Origin of the sequence: Stenotrophomonas sp. MYb57 (assembly GCF_002966815.1) — a bacterium.
Classification (GTDB): domain Bacteria; phylum Pseudomonadota; class Gammaproteobacteria; order Xanthomonadales; family Xanthomonadaceae; genus Stenotrophomonas; species Stenotrophomonas indicatrix.
The window spans coordinates 1,900,871-1,916,398 of record NZ_CP023271.1; the positions used below are offsets into that span (position 1 = coordinate 1,900,871).

Annotated in this window: 16 protein-coding genes and 1 pseudogene; 10 read left to right on the forward strand and 7 right to left on the reverse strand. The window is 66.2% G+C overall.

What is annotated here, in order from left to right; genetic code table 11:
• Window positions 1-8: 8 nt before the first annotated feature.
• Window positions 9-143: pseudogene (locus CLM74_RS08825) on the forward strand (inorganic diphosphatase); the annotation flags it as partial.
• A 105-nt stretch (window positions 144-248) separates the two neighbouring features.
• Here CLM74_RS08825 and CLM74_RS08830 read toward each other — a convergent pair.
• On the reverse strand, window positions 249-830 hold the full coding sequence (locus CLM74_RS08830) for a hypothetical protein (protein ID WP_105163862.1): 582 nt from the start codon (window positions 828-830) through the stop codon (window positions 249-251).
• A 112-nt stretch (window positions 831-942) separates the two neighbouring features.
• Between CLM74_RS08830 and CLM74_RS08835 the strand changes: the two genes are divergently transcribed.
• Window positions 943-2,358 carry a deoxyribodipyrimidine photo-lyase gene (locus CLM74_RS08835; protein WP_105164968.1) on the forward strand — a complete coding sequence of 472 codons (1,416 nt, stop codon included), beginning with the start codon at window positions 943-945 and terminating at the stop codon, window positions 2,356-2,358.
• A gap of 141 nt (window positions 2,359-2,499) precedes the next feature.
• A complete protein-coding gene (locus CLM74_RS08840) occupies window positions 2,500-3,195 on the forward strand; it encodes an OmpA family protein (protein ID WP_105163863.1) in 696 nt (231 codons plus the stop codon).
• A gap of 181 nt (window positions 3,196-3,376) precedes the next feature.
• On the opposite strand, the gene CLM74_RS08845 is transcribed toward CLM74_RS08840, so the two are convergent.
• A complete protein-coding gene (locus CLM74_RS08845; protein WP_025878839.1) occupies window positions 3,377-4,408 on the reverse strand; it encodes a LysR family transcriptional regulator in 1,032 nt (343 codons plus the stop codon).
• Window positions 4,409-4,555: 147 nt separating this feature from the next.
• Between CLM74_RS08845 and CLM74_RS08850 the strand changes: the two genes are divergently transcribed.
• From CLM74_RS08850 to CLM74_RS08875, 6 genes are all read left to right on the forward strand, one after another.
• Window positions 4,556-4,783, forward strand: a complete 228-nt coding sequence (locus tag CLM74_RS08850; protein WP_025878840.1) for a hypothetical protein — start codon at window positions 4,556-4,558, stop codon at window positions 4,781-4,783.
• Entirely contained in the window at window positions 4,780-5,550 is a 771-nt protein-coding gene (locus tag CLM74_RS08855; protein ID WP_025878841.1) for an SDR family NAD(P)-dependent oxidoreductase, read from the forward strand. Before CLM74_RS08850 ends, CLM74_RS08855 begins: the two co-directional genes overlap by 4 nt.
• A 91-nt stretch (window positions 5,551-5,641) precedes the next feature.
• Window positions 5,642-6,865 carry an efflux RND transporter periplasmic adaptor subunit gene (locus CLM74_RS08860; protein ID WP_025878842.1) on the forward strand — a complete coding sequence of 408 codons (1,224 nt, stop codon included), beginning with the start codon at window positions 5,642-5,644 and terminating at the stop codon, window positions 6,863-6,865.
• Between the two features lie 126 nt (window positions 6,866-6,991).
• Window positions 6,992-10,162, forward strand: a complete 3,171-nt coding sequence (locus tag CLM74_RS08865; RefSeq protein WP_025878843.1) for a multidrug efflux RND transporter permease subunit — start codon at window positions 6,992-6,994, stop codon at window positions 10,160-10,162.
• A 63-nt stretch (window positions 10,163-10,225) separates the two neighbouring features.
• The gene (locus tag CLM74_RS08870; RefSeq protein WP_105163864.1) at window positions 10,226-10,963 is read left to right on the forward strand and encodes an SDR family oxidoreductase; all 738 of its coding nucleotides are present in this window, start codon (window positions 10,226-10,228) and stop codon (window positions 10,961-10,963) included.
• The gene (locus tag CLM74_RS08875) at window positions 10,957-12,378 is read left to right on the forward strand and encodes an efflux transporter outer membrane subunit (protein WP_105163865.1); all 1,422 of its coding nucleotides are present in this window, start codon (window positions 10,957-10,959) and stop codon (window positions 12,376-12,378) included. Before CLM74_RS08870 ends, CLM74_RS08875 begins: the two co-directional genes overlap by 7 nt.
• Window positions 12,379-12,419: 41 nt before the next feature.
• Here CLM74_RS08875 and CLM74_RS08880 read toward each other — a convergent pair whose 3' ends face one another.
• A complete protein-coding gene (locus CLM74_RS08880) occupies window positions 12,420-12,797 on the reverse strand; it encodes a VOC family protein (protein ID WP_105163866.1) in 378 nt (125 codons plus the stop codon).
• 141 nt (window positions 12,798-12,938) lie between these two features.
• Here CLM74_RS08880 and CLM74_RS08885 point away from each other — a divergent pair, with 141 nt between their 5' ends.
• Window positions 12,939-13,196, forward strand: a complete 258-nt coding sequence (locus CLM74_RS08885; protein ID WP_105163867.1) for a hypothetical protein — start codon at window positions 12,939-12,941, stop codon at window positions 13,194-13,196.
• Window positions 13,197-13,220: 24 nt separating this feature from the next.
• Here the strand turns inward: CLM74_RS08885 and CLM74_RS08890 are convergent, their stop codons facing one another.
• The 4 genes from CLM74_RS08890 to CLM74_RS08905 all read right to left on the reverse strand — a co-directional run bounded on the left by CLM74_RS08890 (window position 13,221) and on the right by CLM74_RS08905 (window position 15,524).
• Window positions 13,221-14,075, reverse strand: coding sequence for an endonuclease/exonuclease/phosphatase family protein (locus CLM74_RS08890; protein WP_105163868.1), 855 nt, complete (start codon window positions 14,073-14,075; stop codon window positions 13,221-13,223).
• A 135-nt stretch (window positions 14,076-14,210) separates the two neighbouring features.
• Entirely contained in the window at window positions 14,211-14,450 is a 240-nt protein-coding gene (locus tag CLM74_RS08895; protein ID WP_223485122.1) for a hypothetical protein, read from the reverse strand.
• 44 nt (window positions 14,451-14,494) lie between these two features.
• Entirely contained in the window at window positions 14,495-14,731 is a 237-nt protein-coding gene (locus CLM74_RS08900; RefSeq protein WP_100436600.1) for a hypothetical protein, read from the reverse strand.
• A gap of 88 nt (window positions 14,732-14,819) precedes the next feature.
• Entirely contained in the window at window positions 14,820-15,524 is a 705-nt protein-coding gene (locus tag CLM74_RS08905) for a PA1136 family autoinducer-binding transcriptional regulator (protein ID WP_059063827.1), read from the reverse strand.
• Window positions 15,525-15,528: the final 4 nt, after the last annotated feature.

Genomic DNA, 15,528 nt, shown 5'->3' on the forward strand with positions numbered 1-15,528 from the left:
AACGACCGATGAGCACGCGCCCGCGCCTCGTTCCGATGGCCGCCATTGCCGTTGCCCTGCTGCTGGTGGTGGGCGCGGTGGCTGCTGCCGATACCGTACTGCACCCGTTCCTGGCCGCTCAGCCGGAGCAGGTGCCGCAGGAAAGAACGACGGACGGGTGATCAGTGAAGCGATGCAGCAGTCCAGAAGTGGATCCATGCCACGCGTGGATTGAACCTTTCCGTGCACCATCCGCGCATGCCGTGGCTCTACTGCATCGCGTCCAGGAACAGTTCTGCTTCATCCGTGCTGCCCAGCACCACAGCGACAGCGCGCAGCGCCGCTTCGCGATGAACCGGACGGATCCCGCCATCATCGTCATCGCTGTACAGATCCTCATCGGCATCTAGGTAAACGCTGCCGGCCGCAGCCAACGCGGCCATCAGGGTCGGCACGTCGGCGGCGAACCCGCCGGCGTCCCAGTGGCCCGCACCATGACGGGCGAACAGTACGCGGCCATCGTCGATGTCGAGGGTGAGGGGATCGGCGCCACGGTCGGCGATCACCAGCCACTGCGGCGGCCAGTCGCTGGTCGGTTCGCCATCGTTGCCGTTCCAGCGATAGCCTGCCTGGTAGGCCCACAGGCGCTGCAAGGGCGGTATCCACACCTCAAGGCCTGGAATGGTGATGCCGCAGGGGCCTTTTGCAGGATTGAATACCTCGCCGAACGGGCCGACGTGTGCGTAGAATCCGGCCAGCACGTCCGGCAGCGGGAACGGCCCCTGCCACGCGTCGGCGGATTGCGGTTGCAAGGGGCCGAAGCGGGCAAACGTGGCGCGAAGATCATCCATGACGAGGGCCGGGCGGAAGCGGAAGAGCGCGCAGCCTAGCAGAGCCGGTCGCACGCATCGCCTTCACCGTCACTGGCTATCATGGCCGCCCAGCAACTGAGAGGCAGTGCACGTGTCGGTAGCGTTGGTATGGTTCCGTCGGGACCTGCGGTTGCAGGACAATCCGGCGCTGCAGGCGGCGCTGGAAGCGGGTCACGATGTGGTGCCGGTGTACATCCACGCGCCGCACGAAGAGGGCGAGTGGGCGCCGGGCGCGGCCTCCAATGCGTGGCGCCATCGTTCGCTGGCGGCACTGGATGCCGGCCTGCGTGCACGGGGTTCATCGCTGGTGCTGCGTGCCGGTGACAGCCTGCCTTCCCTGCTGGAGCTGGTGCAGCAGACCGGCGCCGAAGCGGTGTACTGGAACCGCAAGTACGAACCGGCCACGCAACCGCGCGATGCCGCCATCAAACGCACACTGCGCGAGCAGGGCATAGATGCGCAGAGCTGCAACGGCAGCCTGCTGTTCGAGCCCTGGGACATCGCCACCCAGCAGGGGCAGCCCTACAAGGTATTCACTCCGTACTGGCGCAACGTACTCAGCCACTGGCGTTTGCCCGCCTTGCGGGCCGCACCGGAGACGCTGCCGGCGCATACGGTCGACAGCCTCGCGCTGGATACGCTGCAGCTGGCGCCCACGCTTCACTGGGATACCGGGTTCTGGGAACACTGGCAGCCGGGCGAGACCGGTGCGCTCGAGGCGTTGTCCGTGTTCGAGGATGGTGCGCTGCGCGGCTATCGCGAGCAGCGCGACCTGCCGGATCGGGTCGGTACCTCGCGGCTGTCGCCGCACCTGCATTTCGGCGAAATCGCGCCGTGGCGCATCGCCCACGCGCTGGAAGGCCTGCGCAGTGCCGGTACCGATGCTGACATCGATGGCTACCTGCGCCAGCTTGGCTGGCGTGACTTTGCCCATCACCTGCTGCACCACTTCCCGAAGACGCCCACCGACAACCTCAATCCACGCTTCGATCGCTTCCCGTGGGCCAGCCCCAGTGCCGCCCAGCTGCACGACTGGCAGCGCGGCAATACCGGCATCCCCATCGTCGATGCTGGCCTGCGCGAGCTCTGGCATACCGGCTACATGCACAACCGGGTGCGGATGATCGTTGCCAGCTACCTGTGCAAGCACCTGCGTGCGCATTGGCTGCACGGTGCGCGCTGGTTCTGGGACACGCTGGTGGATGCCGACCTGGCCAACAACACGATGGGCTGGCAGTGGGTGGCCGGCACCGGTGCAGACGCGGCTCCGTATTTCCGCGTGTTCAATCCCGTCACACAGGCCGAGAAGTTCGATCCGCAGGCGCGCTACATCAGCCGCTGGGTGCCTGAGCTGGCGGCGCTGCCGGTGAAAGCGCGGTTCGCTCCATGGCAGCATCCGCACCTGCTGGCCGAACGCGCGCCGGGCTACCCACGCACGCCGCTGGTGGACCTCGCCGCTGGCCGGGATGCCGCTCTGGCCGCCTACCGTCAGTCGGCAGCGGGGTAAAGCGCTGGCTGAGCGGTCCAGACAGCTAGCTGAACACGCCCCTGTCGACCGGCGTGATCATCATCCCGACATCGCGTCCGGCTGTTTATCCTCGTTGCCGCCCGCAAGCCGCCGGCCCGACCGGAAACCAAGGAGAACACCATGATCCGCAACACCACCCGCAACGTCGCACTGGCCCTGATGAGTGCGGCCGTCCTGTCGGCCTGCGCCACCGGCGGCTCCTATGTGCAGAGTGATCCGTACGGCAACCCGACCGAGCAGCAGAACCGCACCGGCCGCAATGCCCTGATCGGTACCGCCATCGGCGTGGCCGCGGGCCTGCTGTCCGGCGACAGCGCGACCGAGCGTCGCCAGCATGCGCTGATCGGCGCGGGCATCGGCGCACTCAGTGGCGCCGCGGTGGGCCAGTATCAGGATCGCCAGGAGCGCGCGCTGCGCGAGCGCACCGCCAACACCGGCATCGACGTCGAGCGCCAGGGCGACAACATCATGCTGAACCTGCCCGACGGCATCACCTTCGACTTCGGCAAGTCGGCACTGAAGCCGCAGTTCTACGGCTCGCTCAATGGCGTTGCCGGCACCCTGCGCGATTACAACCAGACCATGATCGAAGTGGTCGGCCACACCGACAGCATCGGCAGCGACGCGGTCAACAACCGCCTGTCCAAGGAGCGTGCTGATTCGGTTGCGCAGTACCTGATTGGCCAGGGCGTGCAGAGCGTGCGCATCGAAACCCTGGGCGCGGGCAAGTCCTATCCGATCGCTGACAACAGCACCGATGCCGGCCGTGCCAAGAACCGCCGCGTCGAGATCCGCGTGATTCCTCTCAAGCAATAACGCGCAGCGTTATTGCTGTTCCGGCGCAGCCGGAACGAAAATGCCGCCCTTGCAGGCGGCATTTTCTGTAGGTGCCGAGCTTGCTCGGCACGCCGATAGCCCATGTGGAGAGCCGTGCCGACCAAGGTCGGCATCTACCGGCGCCGATCCAGGAGCAGGGTACAGGCGGCATCGTTACAGCTTACGCCGCCGAAGCAGCCACCTTCTCCAGGATCCGCTTGCCGCTGCTCGCCAGCGCCGCTTCTTCCTGTTCCTGCTGCTGCCGCGCCAGCTTCGCACCGGGGCACTGCGCCAGCATGTAGTTGGCGTCGAAGTTGAGCTTCTCCACCAGGAAGTCGACGAACGCGCGCACCTTCGGCGACACCAGCCGGCCACCGGCGAACACCGCGTTGAAATCCACTTCCGGACCGGTCCAGCCGGCCAGAACGCGGCGCACCATGCCCGACTCGACGAACGGCTTGGCCATCACGTCGCCGGTCAGCAGCAGACCTTCGCCACACACCAGCGCGCCATTCAGCGCAGACATGTCGTTGGCCGTCATCAGCGGCGTCACCGGGAAGTCGCGCAGCTCGCCACCGTTCTCGCCCAGCTGCCAGGTGAAGCGTGGCGAATTGCCGGTGTGGTACGGCTTGCGCATGGCCAGGATGCGGTGGAACTGCAGCTCTTCCGGATGCAGCGGTTCGCCGTAGCGCTCGATGTAGGCCGGGCTGGCGAATACCTGCGTGCGCAGGCTGCCGAGCTTGCGCGCCACCAGGTTGGAATCGGGCAGGGCACCCACGCGCAGGGCAAGATCGGCCTCACCGGCGATCAGGTCCAGCTTCTCGTTGCCCATGTGCATGTCCAGGCGGATCTCCGGGTACTGCGCATGGAACTGGCCCAGCAGCGGTGCGATCCAGGTGATGCCGATCGAATAGGGCACGGTGAAGCGCAACCATCCGCGTGGACCAGACTGCAGCTGGCTGACCGCGCTTTCGGCTTCTTCAAGTTCGCGCGCGATGCGCTGGCAATGCTCGTGATAGATCGAGCCGGCTTCGGTGAGGCCGAGGCGGCGCGTGGTCCGGTGCAGCAGGCGCGCACCGAGGCGCGTTTCCAGTTCCTGCACTTTGCGGCTGACCGTGGTCTTGGGCAGGCCGAGCGATTTGGCAGCCGCGATGAAGCTGCCTTGCTCGACCACTTTGACGAAGATCAGCGTCTCGTTGAGATCGTGGGACATGGTCAGGGATCCTGGACGTCGGGGATGGGGCAATCGTGACAGAACGATTGGACCGGGGACGGGATGATTATTCCCCTTAATCAGGACTAATCAAGTAGGGGTTTGAGGTCTATCGTGGCGCCATTCGCTAATTGGAGCCCGTCCGCCATGAGCCTGCGCAACATTCTTGCCCGCTTCCGGATTGCCGGCCAGAACGCCCTGGACCTGGCAATGACCGTTGAATCCCGTCCCAGCTCCTTGGTTAACAAGGATTTTCGGGAGTTTACCGCGCCCATGCGTCAGCAGCGTGGCGGTGCCTTGCACCTTGCTTCACACAAGGGTGACCGACTGCGCCGAATCGGGACTATCCCGGATTTGGGAGGAAATGTCCCGTGAATGGGATTCTGACGCCCGAGGTCCTGGTTCTCGGCGGCACCGGTGCCGTGGGCCAGGGTGTGGTCGGCGCATTGCTGGAGGCCGGCAGCCCCGTGCTGGTGGTCGGCCGCGATCCCGGCCGCCTGGCGGCGTTGCACGAGCAGTTCGCTGATGAGCCGGGCCTGCAGACGATGCTGGGCTCGCTCAGCGACGACAGTTCGGCACGTGCGCTGGCCGAACGCGTGGCGCAGCGCCCGCGCCCGCTGGCAGCGGTGGTTGCCGCGATGGGCGGCCCGTACAACCGTGGCCGCGTGGTCGAGCGTGGCGGTGACGCCCTGTCGGCGGCATTGCAGGCGGACCTGATGCCGCATGTGCACGCGGTGCACCACCTGCTGCCGCTGCTGCAGGACAACGTGCACGCCCGCCGCTACGTGATGATCGGCAGCCCGGCCGGGCTCAAGCCCTGGGCAGGCTATGGCGAGACCTCGATCACCACCGCCGCGCTGCGCATGTACGCGCAGGTGGTGCACCAGGAAGCGCAAGCCGTAGGCGTACGCGCGCAGATGCTGGAAGTGTGCAGTCCGGTCTGCACGCCGGCCAACGCTGCCAACGCCTGTATTGAATGGCCGAGTTCACTGCTGGTCGGTCGCCGCGTGGTGTCCCTGCTCGACGGGTGCCGCGACAACCGCGCAATCGTCCGTTGCGACAGCAGTGATGCCGAACTGCCACGCGGCCTGCTGCACCTGGAAATACCGCCGCTATGGCGCGACACCGCAGGCGTTGCTTGACCTCGACTTTGGTTGAGGTCGCAGGATACGCCGCCGAAAGTTGATAGCAATTCTCAAATAGCTGTACCACCCCTCCGTACGGATGCATGCCATGACTTCCCCCAATACCACTCCACATCGTTTCGGTCATCGCATCGCGATGGCTGGCGTGTCGATCCTCGCCGCCGCCGTCCTGGCGGCCTGCAGCGGTGGCCATGCCGAAGAAGCCGGCGCGCCGCCCCCGCCGCAGGTCTCAGCTGCCCCCGTGCTGCTCAAGCAGGTCAGCCAGTGGGACGAGTTCAGCGGTCGCGTCGAGGCCGTGCAGAGCGTCGAGCTGCGCCCGCGCGTGTCCGGCTACATCGACAAGGTCAACTACGTTGAAGGCGAAGAAGTGAAGAAGGGCGCCGTCCTGTTCACCATCGATGCCCGCAGCTACCAGGCCGAGTACGACCGCGCCAACGCCGAACTGGCCCGTGCGCGTACCCAGGCGGTGCTGGCCCGCAGCGAGTCCGAGCGTGCCAAGCGCCTGGCCGAACAGCAGGCGATTTCCACCGAGACCGCCGAACAGCGTCGTGCGGCCGCCGACCAGTCCGGTGCGGCGGTGCAGGCTGCGCAGGCAGCGGTGGATGCCGCCCGCCTCAACCTGGAGTTCACCAAGGTGCGTGCGCCGATCGACGGCCGTGCCGGCCGGGCGATGGTCACCGCCGGCAACCTGGTGACCGCCGGCGACAGCGCCAGCGTGCTGACCACGCTGGTCTCGCTGGATACGGTGTTCGTGTACTTCGATGCCGACGAAAGCACCTTCCTCCGCTACGCGCAGATGGCACGCAAGGGCGAGCGCCCGAGCGAGCGCGACAGCGAGCTGCCGGTGAAGATCGGCCTGTCCGGTGAAGAAGGCTACCCGCACTCGGGCAAGGTCGACTTCCTCGACAACCAGGTGACCCGCAGCACCGGCACCATCCGCGTCCGCGCGCTGCTGGACAACGCCGATCGCCAGTTCACCCCGGGCCTGTTCGCCCGCGTGCAGCTGCTCGGCAGCGGCCAGTTCCAGGCCATGCTGATCGACGACAAGGCCGTGCTGACCGACCAGGACCGCAAGTACGTCTATGTGGTTGACAAGGATGGCAAGGCCCAGCGCCGTGACATCCGCCTCGGCCGCACCGCCGAAGGCCTGCGCATCGTCGAGCAGGGCCTGGCCGCCGGTGACAAGGTGATCATCGATGGCGTGCAGAAGGTCTTCATGCCCGGTATGCCGGTGCAGGCGAAGGCGGTGGCGATGCAGCCCACCGCTGCGCCGGCGCCGGGTCGCGATGCAACTGCCGCACTGAACCACTGATCCGCCGGCTCCTGATCCGCGTCCCCGCTTAGCTGCCGGTGCCAGCGGCAGCCGTCACTGCCTTCGCCAGATTGGCGAGGGGCAGGGCGGCTGTTGCCCGCCGACGGCCTTTTCCAGGATTCTTCCATGGACTTTTCCCGTTTCTTCATCGACAGGCCGATCTTCGCGGCGGTGCTGTCGATCGTGATCTTCGCCGCAGGCCTGATCTCGATTCCGATGCTGCCCATCGGTGAGTACCCCGAAGTGGTGCCGCCGTCGGTGGTCGTACGCACGGTCTACCCGGGCGCCAACCCGAAGGTGATCGCCGAAACCGTGGCCACCCCGCTGGAGGAGGCCATCAACGGCGTTGAGGGCATGATCTACCTCAAGTCGGTGGCCGGTTCCGACGGCGTGCTGCAGATGACCATCACCTTCCGCCCGGGCACCGACCCGGACGAAGCGGCGGTGAAGGTGCAGAACCGCGTTGCCCAGGCCCAGGCGCGACTGCCCGAGGACGTGCGCCGGCAAGGCGTGACCACCCAGAAGCAGTCGCCCACCTTCCTGATGGTGGTGCACCTGACCTCGCCCAACGGCAAGTACGACACCCTGTACCTGCGCAACTACGCCCGCCTGCACGTCAAGGATGCGCTGGCACGTATCCAGGGCGTGGGCGACGCACAGATCTTCGGCGGTGGTGACTATGCCATGCGCGCCTGGCTGGACCCGGACAAGGTTGCCGCGCGCGGCCTGACCGCCAGCGATGTGGTGCGCGCCATGCGCGAGCAGAACGTGCAGGTCTCGGCCGGCCAGCTCGGCGCCGAGCCGATGCCCAACAGCCAGTTCCTGACCCTGATCAATGCCCAGGGCCGCCTGCGCAGCGAGCAGGAGTTCGGTGACATCGTGCTCAAGAGCGGCACCGACGGTGAAGTGGTGCGGCTGGCGGACGTGGCCCGTGTCGAACTGGGTGCCGGTGACTACACGCTGCGCTCGCAGCTGGACGGCAAGAACGCGGTGGGTATCGGTATCTTCCAGGCCCCCGGCGCCAATGCGTTGGAAATCCGCGATGCGGTGATGGCCAGCATGGATGAGATGCAGAAGACCATGCCGGCCGACGTGAAGTACGAAGCGGTGTATGACACCACCATCTTCGTGCGCGACTCGATCAAGGCCGTGGTCTCCACCCTGCTGGAAGCCATCGCGCTGGTGGTGCTGGTGGTGATCCTGTTCCTGCAGACCTGGCGTGCTTCGATCATCCCGCTCATCGCGGTGCCGGTGTCGATCGTCGGTACGTTCGGCGCGCTGTACCTGCTGGGCTTCTCGATCAACACGCTGAGCCTGTTCGGCCTGGTGCTGGCGATCGGCATCGTGGTCGATGACGCGATCGTGGTGGTGGAAAACGTTGAGCGCAACATCGAAGAAGGCTTGACCCCGCTGGCCGCTGCGCATCAGGCGATGCGCGAAGTGTCCGGGCCGATCATCGCCATCGCGCTGGTGCTGTGTGCGGTGTTCGTGCCGATGGCGTTCCTGTCGGGCGTCACCGGTCAGTTCTACAAGCAGTTCGCGGTCACCATCGCCATCTCCACGGTGATCTCGGCGATCAACTCGCTGACCCTGTCGCCGGCCCTGGCGGCCCGCCTGCTCAAGCCGCATGGCGCGCCGAAGGATGCCCCGACCCGCATCATCGACCGTCTGTTCGGCTGGGTGTTCCGTCCGTTCAACCGCTTCTTCAAGTCCAGCTCGGAAAAGTACGAGCGTGGCGTGTCGAAGATCCTCGGTCGTCGTGGTGCGGTGTTCGTGGTGTATGCGGTGCTGCTGGTCGGTACCGGCTTCATCTTCAAGCTGGTGCCGCCGGGCTTCATTCCGACCCAGGACAAGCTGTACCTGATCGCCGGCGTGAAGCTGCCGGAGGGTTCGTCGATCGCGCGTACCGATGAAATGCTGCGCAAGGTCGCCAAGATCGCCCAGGAAACCGACGGTGTGGCTCACACCATTTCGTTCCCGGGCCTGAATGCCCTGCAGTTCACCAACACGCCCAACACCGGTGTTGCGTTCATTCCGCTCAAGCCGTTCAGTGAGCGCCATGGCCGCACCGCGGCGCAGATCAATGCGGAGATCAACCAGAAGATCGCAGGCCTGCAGGAAGGGTTCGCCTTCGCCATGATGCCGCCGCCGATCCTCGGCCTCGGTAACGGCAACGGCTACCAGATGTTCATCCAGGACCGTGGCAACCTCGGCTATGGCGCATTGCAGAACGCGGTGCAGTCGATGCAGGGTGCGGTTGCACAGACCCCGGGCATGGCCTTCCCGATCACCAGCTACCAGGCCAACGTGCCGCAGCTGGATGCCGAGGTGGACCGTGTCAAGGCGAAGGCCCAGGGCGTACAGCTGACCGAGTTGTTCGATACGCTGCAGACCTACCTGGGTTCGGCCTACGTCAACGACTTCAACCAGTTCGGACGTACCTGGCAGGTGATCGCGCAGGCCGATGGCCAGTTCCGTGACAGCGTCGAAGACATCGGCAAGCTGCGGACCCGCAACGACCGTGGCGAGATGGTGCCGATCGGCTCGATGGTCACCGTCAAGGAAACCTACGGTCCGGACCCGGTGCTGCGCTTCAACGGCTACCCAGCCGCTGACCTGGCCGGTGAAGCCGACCCGCGTGTGCTGTCCTCGGCCGAAGCGATGAACAACCTCACCGCCATCGCCGCCAAGGTGCTGCCGGTGGGCATGGCTACCGAATGGACCGACCTGAGCTACCAGCAGGCGACCCAGGGCAAGGCGGCCTTCATCGTGTTCCCGGTGGCGATCATGCTCGCCTTCCTGGTGCTGGCCGCGCTGTACGAAAGCTGGTCGCTGCCGCTGGCGGTGATCCTGATCGTGCCGATGACCCTGCTGTCCGCGCTGTTCGGCGTGTGGATGACCGGCGGCGACAACAACGTGTTCGTGCAGGTCGGCCTGGTGGTGCTGATGGGTCTGGCGTGCAAGAACGCGATCCTGATCGTCGAGTTCGCCAGAGAGCTGGAAATGGGCGGCAAGGGCATCGTCGAAGCGGCACTGGAAGCCTGCCGCCTGCGTCTGCGCCCGATCGTGATGACCTCCATCGCCTTCATCGCCGGCACCGTGCCGCTGGTGCTGTCGCATGGCGCTGGCGCAGAAGTGCGCTCGGTGACCGGCATCACGGTGTTCGCCGGCATGCTGGGCGTGACCCTGTTCGGCCTGTTCCTGACCCCGGTGTTCTACGTGGCACTGCGCAAGTTCGTCACCCGCAACGGTGGTGGCCAGCTGGTGCAGCACGGCGAGCCGACCATCCACCACTGACATGGAAAACAGCGGCGCCGGCAATCACCGGCGCCCGCTTCCCCCTACCAAGGCAACGAATCCATGAACACCTATCAGAACAAGATCGCGCTGGTCACCGGCGCAACCCGCGGCATTGGCCTGGAAACCGTGCGACAGCTGGCACAGGCCGGCGTGCACACGCTGCTGGCCGGGCGCAAGCGCGAAACCGCAGTGGAACTGGCGTTGAAGCTGCAGGCCGAGGGCCTGCCGGTGGAAGCGCTGCAGCTGGACGTCAATGATGGCGCCAGCATCGCCGAGGCGGTCGAGCAGGTGCGTCAGCGCCATGGTCGTCTGGACATCCTGGTCAACAACGCCGGCATCATGATCGAGAACCCAGCGCAACTGCCGTCGGAGCAGTCGCTGGACACCTGGCGTCGCACGTTCGAGACCAACGTGTATGCGCTGGTGGCGGTGACCCAGGCCTTCCTGCCGCTGATCAAGCAGGCCAAGTCCGGCCGCATCGTCAACGTCTCCAGCATGCTCGGCTCGCAGACCCTGCATGCCGATCCGACCTCGGGCATCTACGACTTCAAGATCCCGGCCTACAACGCGTCCAAGGCCGCGGTGAACAGCTGGACCCTGGCCCTGGCCCATGAACTGCGCAGTACGCCGATCAAGGTCAACACCGTGCACCCCGGTTACGTGAAAACCGATATGAACGGTGGCAACGGCGAGATCGAAATCGCCGAGGGCGCGCGTTCCAGCGTGCAGATGGCGCTGATCGGCGAGTCCGGCGCCAGCGGCAGCTTCACCTACCTGGGCGAGGTGCTGCCATGGTGATCCGCACCCTGGCGATGGCCGTCTCCAGCCTGGTGCTGGCGGGCTGTGTCAGCGTCGGCCCCAACTACAAGGCACCGGTGCAGGAGCCCGTCGTCCTGCAGGGTGCACAGCAGCCGGTCTTCAGCACCGCCTCGCCGGTGGCCAGCTGGTGGGCGCAGTTCGATGACCCCGTGCTTGAAGAACTGGTGCACGGCGCGCTGTCGGACAACCTGGACCTGCGCGTGGCTGTCGCCCGTGTCAGCCAGGCCCGTGCCGTGTTTGTCGAGAGCCGCTTCGACCAGGCGCCACACGTTACCGCTGGCGGCAGCTACGACCGCCGCAAGCAACCCGATCCGCAGCTGGGTGGGCAGCGGGTGTTCAGTGAAAGCTACCAGCTCGGCTTCGATGCGGGCTGGGAGCTGGATCTGTTCGGCCGCAAGCGCCGTGCTGCAGAGGCTGCGCGTGCCGACCTGGACGCCGAGCAGGCCAACCTTGCCGACGCGCAGGTGCTGATCGCTGCCGAAGTGGCACGCAACTACTTCGAACTGCGTGGCACCCAGAAGCGCATCGCGGTGGCCCAGCGCACCCTGGTCAACCTGCGCGATACGCAGCGGCTGACCGAGGCGCGCTGGGAACTGGGTGCCGGCAGCGAACTGGACGTGCAGAGCAGCCGCGCACGGTTGAAGGCCATCGAGGCCGACATCCCGCTGCTGGAAGTGGCCGAGACGCAGTCGCGCAACCGGTTGGCTGTCCTGTTTGGCCAGCGTCCGGAAGTGCTGACCGCCATGCTGGCGCCGCACGAAGTGCCGGCGTTTGCCAAGGCACTGCCGCTGGGTGATACCCGCGAACTGCTGCGCCAGCGTGCCGACGTGCGCGTGGCCGAGCGTCGCCTGGCTGCCGCCACCGCGCGTGTCGGCGTGGCCACGGCCGATCTGTTCCCGCGGTTGTCGCTGTCCGGCTTCGTCGGCTTCCTTGGCGGCGATGCCAGTGGCCTGGTCAACGGCAACAACAAGGCCTGGTCGCTGACCCCGTCGTTGAGCTGGGCGGCATTCGACTTCGGCACGGTCAAGGCACGCCTGCGTGCCAGCAAGGCCGAGGCCGAGGGCGTGGCCGCGCAGTACGAACAGGCGGTGCTGCTGGCGCTGGAGGACACTGAAAACGCGTTGACCCGCTACTCCAAGCAGCAGGCACGGTTGGCCATCGTGGTCGAGCAGGCGCAGGCGGCGCGGCGTGCCGAATCGCTGGCGCAGATCCGCTACCGCGAAGGGTCGGAGGACTTCCTGACCCTGCTGGACGCGCAGCGCACGCAGCTGGTGGCCGATGATGCACTGGCGGCCGCCGAATCAGAGGTCAATGTCAGTGTCGTGGGTGTGTACAAGGCACTCGGTGGCTGGGGCCAGTCACCGCAGGCGCCGAGCGTGGCGCAGGCGCGCTGAGCGACAGGGGACGGAAGCATCTGCTTCCGTCCCTTTTTTCATCATGGCCAGTGGTTGGCCGGAGCATCGTGATCACGCATGCGCACGATGCAGAATCGATGACCGGTGGGCGCTTCCATCACCCACCAGCGTTTGACGAAACCGACCCGGCGGGCACCGAGTTTTTCCAGCCTTTCGGCTTCGGCGTCGATGTCGTCGCTTTCGATATCCAGATGCACCCGCGACGGGTGAACGACCCGCTGCACCTCCACGTTCAATCCCGCCGGCGCGCCCGTCAGATCGGCATACTCTGCGTCGCCTTCAGCACGGGCGGGCTCGGCCTGCAGGCCCAGCGCTGCGGCCCAGAAGCGCGCGCTGTCTGCGGCGGGCGTGTCCTGGCAATCGATGATGAACCCGGCCAGTCGGCTGCGATGGGTCATGCGTTGTCTCCGCTCAACGAGGATGCTGGCAGGGTAGCGCGTGGGCCGCCGTGGACGTTCTCGCCGCTGTGACGTTTCTGACTCTGCCGGAAGTGCCGCCCGCCGTGTAACTAGTGGGGAAAAACCACGGGAGGACAGGACATGGGCGAACAGAAGCAATCGGCGCAACGGACGCTGCTCGGTGATCCCGGCTTGCCGGGGGCCGGGCTGTCGGTCGGCGTGGTGGTGTTGCTGGTACTGGCAGCGATGGCCGCGGTGATCGGCTTCGTGCGCCTGCCTGATTCAATGCTGGGTGTTGGCCTTGTCGGCATTGCGGTGTTCCTTGCCGTCGGCGCGCGCATCTGCCAGGCGCGCGACCAGCACCAGGCGCTGTACCGCCTGCTGGGCAAGCGACCGTAGCCGTAGCGACGGTCGCCGCATTGCTCAGTGTTTCGGCCAGTCCAGCTCAACCACCAGCGGGAAGTGGTCGGAGGGCAGTACGCCGTCGATGCGGCGGTCATCGGTCAGGAAGCTGCGCGCGTGGAAGCCACGTACCAGCACCCAGTCCAGCTCGGCGGTCGCCGTTCCTGTGAAGTTGTGGAAGGTCAGGCGCGGACCCTGCGGCGACTTGACCTGGCGACGGGTGTCCTGAAGCACCCGGGTGAAGGCCTGATAGGTGCCGCCGCCGGGCTCGCTGTTGAAATCACCGGTCAGTACCACCGGCAGGTCGGAAGGCAGCGCGGCCACGCGCGTGGCAATCAGTTCGGCTCCCTTGATCCGGCGCGGCTCGTCCTCGTCGCGGTAGGGCAGGTGGGTGTTCATGAGGTAGAAGCGACGGCCATCATCCAGGCGGCGGAACACGGCCCAGGTGACCATGCGCGGGAACAGGTTGCCCCAGCTGATGCTGCCTGCGACCTCGGGCGTATCGGACAGCCAGAAATTGCCTGACTCTTCCACCGCCAGCACCTTGCTGTCGTAGAACACGCCCATGTGTTCGTCGCCACTGCCACCGCGGCGGCCTTCGCCGAACCAGCGATAGTCGGGCAGATGTTCGGCCAGGTAATTGGCCTGCTCCAGCACCAGCTCCTGGGTGCCGATCACCGCCGGATGCGCCTGCTGGATCACCTTGACCATGGCATCGCGGCGGTCTTCCCAGCGCTTGCCAGGGTCGGTGTCGGCAGGGGTGCGTACGTTGAAGGACATCACCTTCAACGGCGCGGGCGAGGCTGCCCAGGTGGCGGCGGGCAGTGCAAAAGCCAGGAGTGCGCAGAGCGCGGACGTGCGGAAGCGAGACAACATCGTGGAATCCCTCCATTCCATGAAAGCGGTTTCATGGAGGATGCCATGGAAGGCGAGGGCAGCGGTATGCCGGGATGGGCGGCTGCAAGGGCCGGGCGGACGGCGTGCGACCGCCCGGCCGATACCGCTGGGGGATCAGGGGTCGTACATCATCCCGTTCTCGTCGCGGTTGTAGTGGTCGCTGGCCACGCGGGTGCCATCGTCATAGACCACGTACAGCGTGCAACGCTGGTGGATGCCGAAGCCGGCCCGGAAGGGCACGCACTCTTCCTGCAGCCCGACTTCTTCGGCGGCATTTGCCGGCGCTGAAGGCACCAGCGCGGCAAGCGCCAGCACGGCACCGAATGAACACGCGAACAGTTTCTTGTGCAGCATCATCGATCACACTCCTTGTAGTCGTAGTCGGTGTTCAATCCAGATCAGTCCGCCGGGAGGTACCACTGGCCGTTCTGGTCGATCCAGTACACCGACGTGAAAACGGTGCCATCTGCCAGCGTGCGGGTAACTGTGCAGCGTTGATGCACAAGGTTTGGCCCCAGTCTTACGGGCACGCAATCGGTCGTCGATCCGGGAGACCCGGCCGCGTGGCTGCTCGCCGGTACCACACTGCCCACTGCCAACATCAATGCGGCCATCGAGGCCAGTTGCAGTTTCATAAGCATCATCCTTGCTTTCTGCAATCGCGCACATGCGCCTGGCCTGTTTAACATGCGACCGCAGTAGCCGGAAGTGCCGCGCCTGCGCTCAGTCCCCGATCTCACCGCGCCGGCTTGCCGCGCGCACTGCCTGCGCCGTGGTCGCCACGCCCAGCCGCTGGCGTGCTCTGCGCAGGTGGTTTTCCACCGTGCGTGTGGACAGCCCCAAAGTCGCAGCAATATCGGCCTGGCGACGACCAGCGGCAACCCAGCGCAGGACCTCACGCTCGCGGGCGCTGAGGGTGCCGGCAGGCACAACCGCCGGGGCGACAGACAGCCGATGCGCCATACGGAAGGCGGCGGTGCCAATCAGCTCCAGCAGCAACCGTGCCGATGGAGATGCGTCGATCGTGCGTCCTCCCCAGCTGACTGCCCCTTCCAGGCCGGTCACACCGAACACCGGCACCTGCAGGCCGTGCAGTCCTTCGCCGCGCGGTTGCCGCACGACCTGGTAGCGCTCGCCGCGCACGCCCTGCTGCTTGCTCCAGAAGAACGGCGCATCGCTGTCCAGCACATGGCGATTGACCGGGCACGCATGCAGGTAGTGCGCCACGCCACTGCTGGCGCCCTCGCCGAACCAATCGCCATCGATCCAGTACAGGCGCTGCGCGCCTCGGTCCAGATCGGTGCCGGTAGCGAACATCAGCGTGCGGTCATAACCCAGCGGCGCGCCGACGCCGCGCAGTACGGTACCGATGGCTGCCAGCGAACGTGCACGTTCCAGCACCAGCAATGACTGCACGACGGTATCCATGCCG

Coding starts and splice junctions, on each gene's coding strand:
- CLM74_RS08840 (WP_105163863.1), top strand. CDS start 2,500: ATGATCCGCAACACCACCCGCAACGTCGCACTGGCCCTGATGAGTGCG.
- CLM74_RS08870 (WP_105163864.1), top strand. CDS start 10,226: ATGAACACCTATCAGAACAAGATCGCGCTGGTCACCGGCGCAACCCGC.
- CLM74_RS08865 (WP_025878843.1), top strand. CDS start 6,992: ATGGACTTTTCCCGTTTCTTCATCGACAGGCCGATCTTCGCGGCGGTG.
- CLM74_RS08850 (WP_025878840.1), top strand. CDS start 4,556: ATGAGCCTGCGCAACATTCTTGCCCGCTTCCGGATTGCCGGCCAGAAC.
- CLM74_RS08880 (WP_105163866.1), bottom strand. CDS start 12,797: ATGACCCATCGCAGCCGACTGGCCGGGTTCATCATCGATTGCCAGGAC.
- CLM74_RS08860 (WP_025878842.1), top strand. CDS start 5,642: ATGACTTCCCCCAATACCACTCCACATCGTTTCGGTCATCGCATCGCG.
- CLM74_RS08830 (WP_105163862.1), bottom strand. CDS start 830: ATGGATGATCTTCGCGCCACGTTTGCCCGCTTCGGCCCCTTGCAACCG.
- CLM74_RS08905 (WP_059063827.1), bottom strand. CDS start 15,524: ATGGATACCGTCGTGCAGTCATTGCTGGTGCTGGAACGTGCACGTTCG.
- CLM74_RS08895 (WP_223485122.1), bottom strand. CDS start 14,450: ATGCTGCACAAGAAACTGTTCGCGTGTTCATTCGGTGCCGTGCTGGCG.
- CLM74_RS08875 (WP_105163865.1), top strand. CDS start 10,957: ATGGTGATCCGCACCCTGGCGATGGCCGTCTCCAGCCTGGTGCTGGCG.
- CLM74_RS08845 (WP_025878839.1), bottom strand. CDS start 4,408: ATGTCCCACGATCTCAACGAGACGCTGATCTTCGTCAAAGTGGTCGAG.
- CLM74_RS08900 (WP_100436600.1), bottom strand. CDS start 14,731: ATGAAACTGCAACTGGCCTCGATGGCCGCATTGATGTTGGCAGTGGGC.
- CLM74_RS08885 (WP_105163867.1), top strand. CDS start 12,939: ATGGGCGAACAGAAGCAATCGGCGCAACGGACGCTGCTCGGTGATCCC.
- CLM74_RS08890 (WP_105163868.1), bottom strand. CDS start 14,075: ATGTTGTCTCGCTTCCGCACGTCCGCGCTCTGCGCACTCCTGGCTTTT.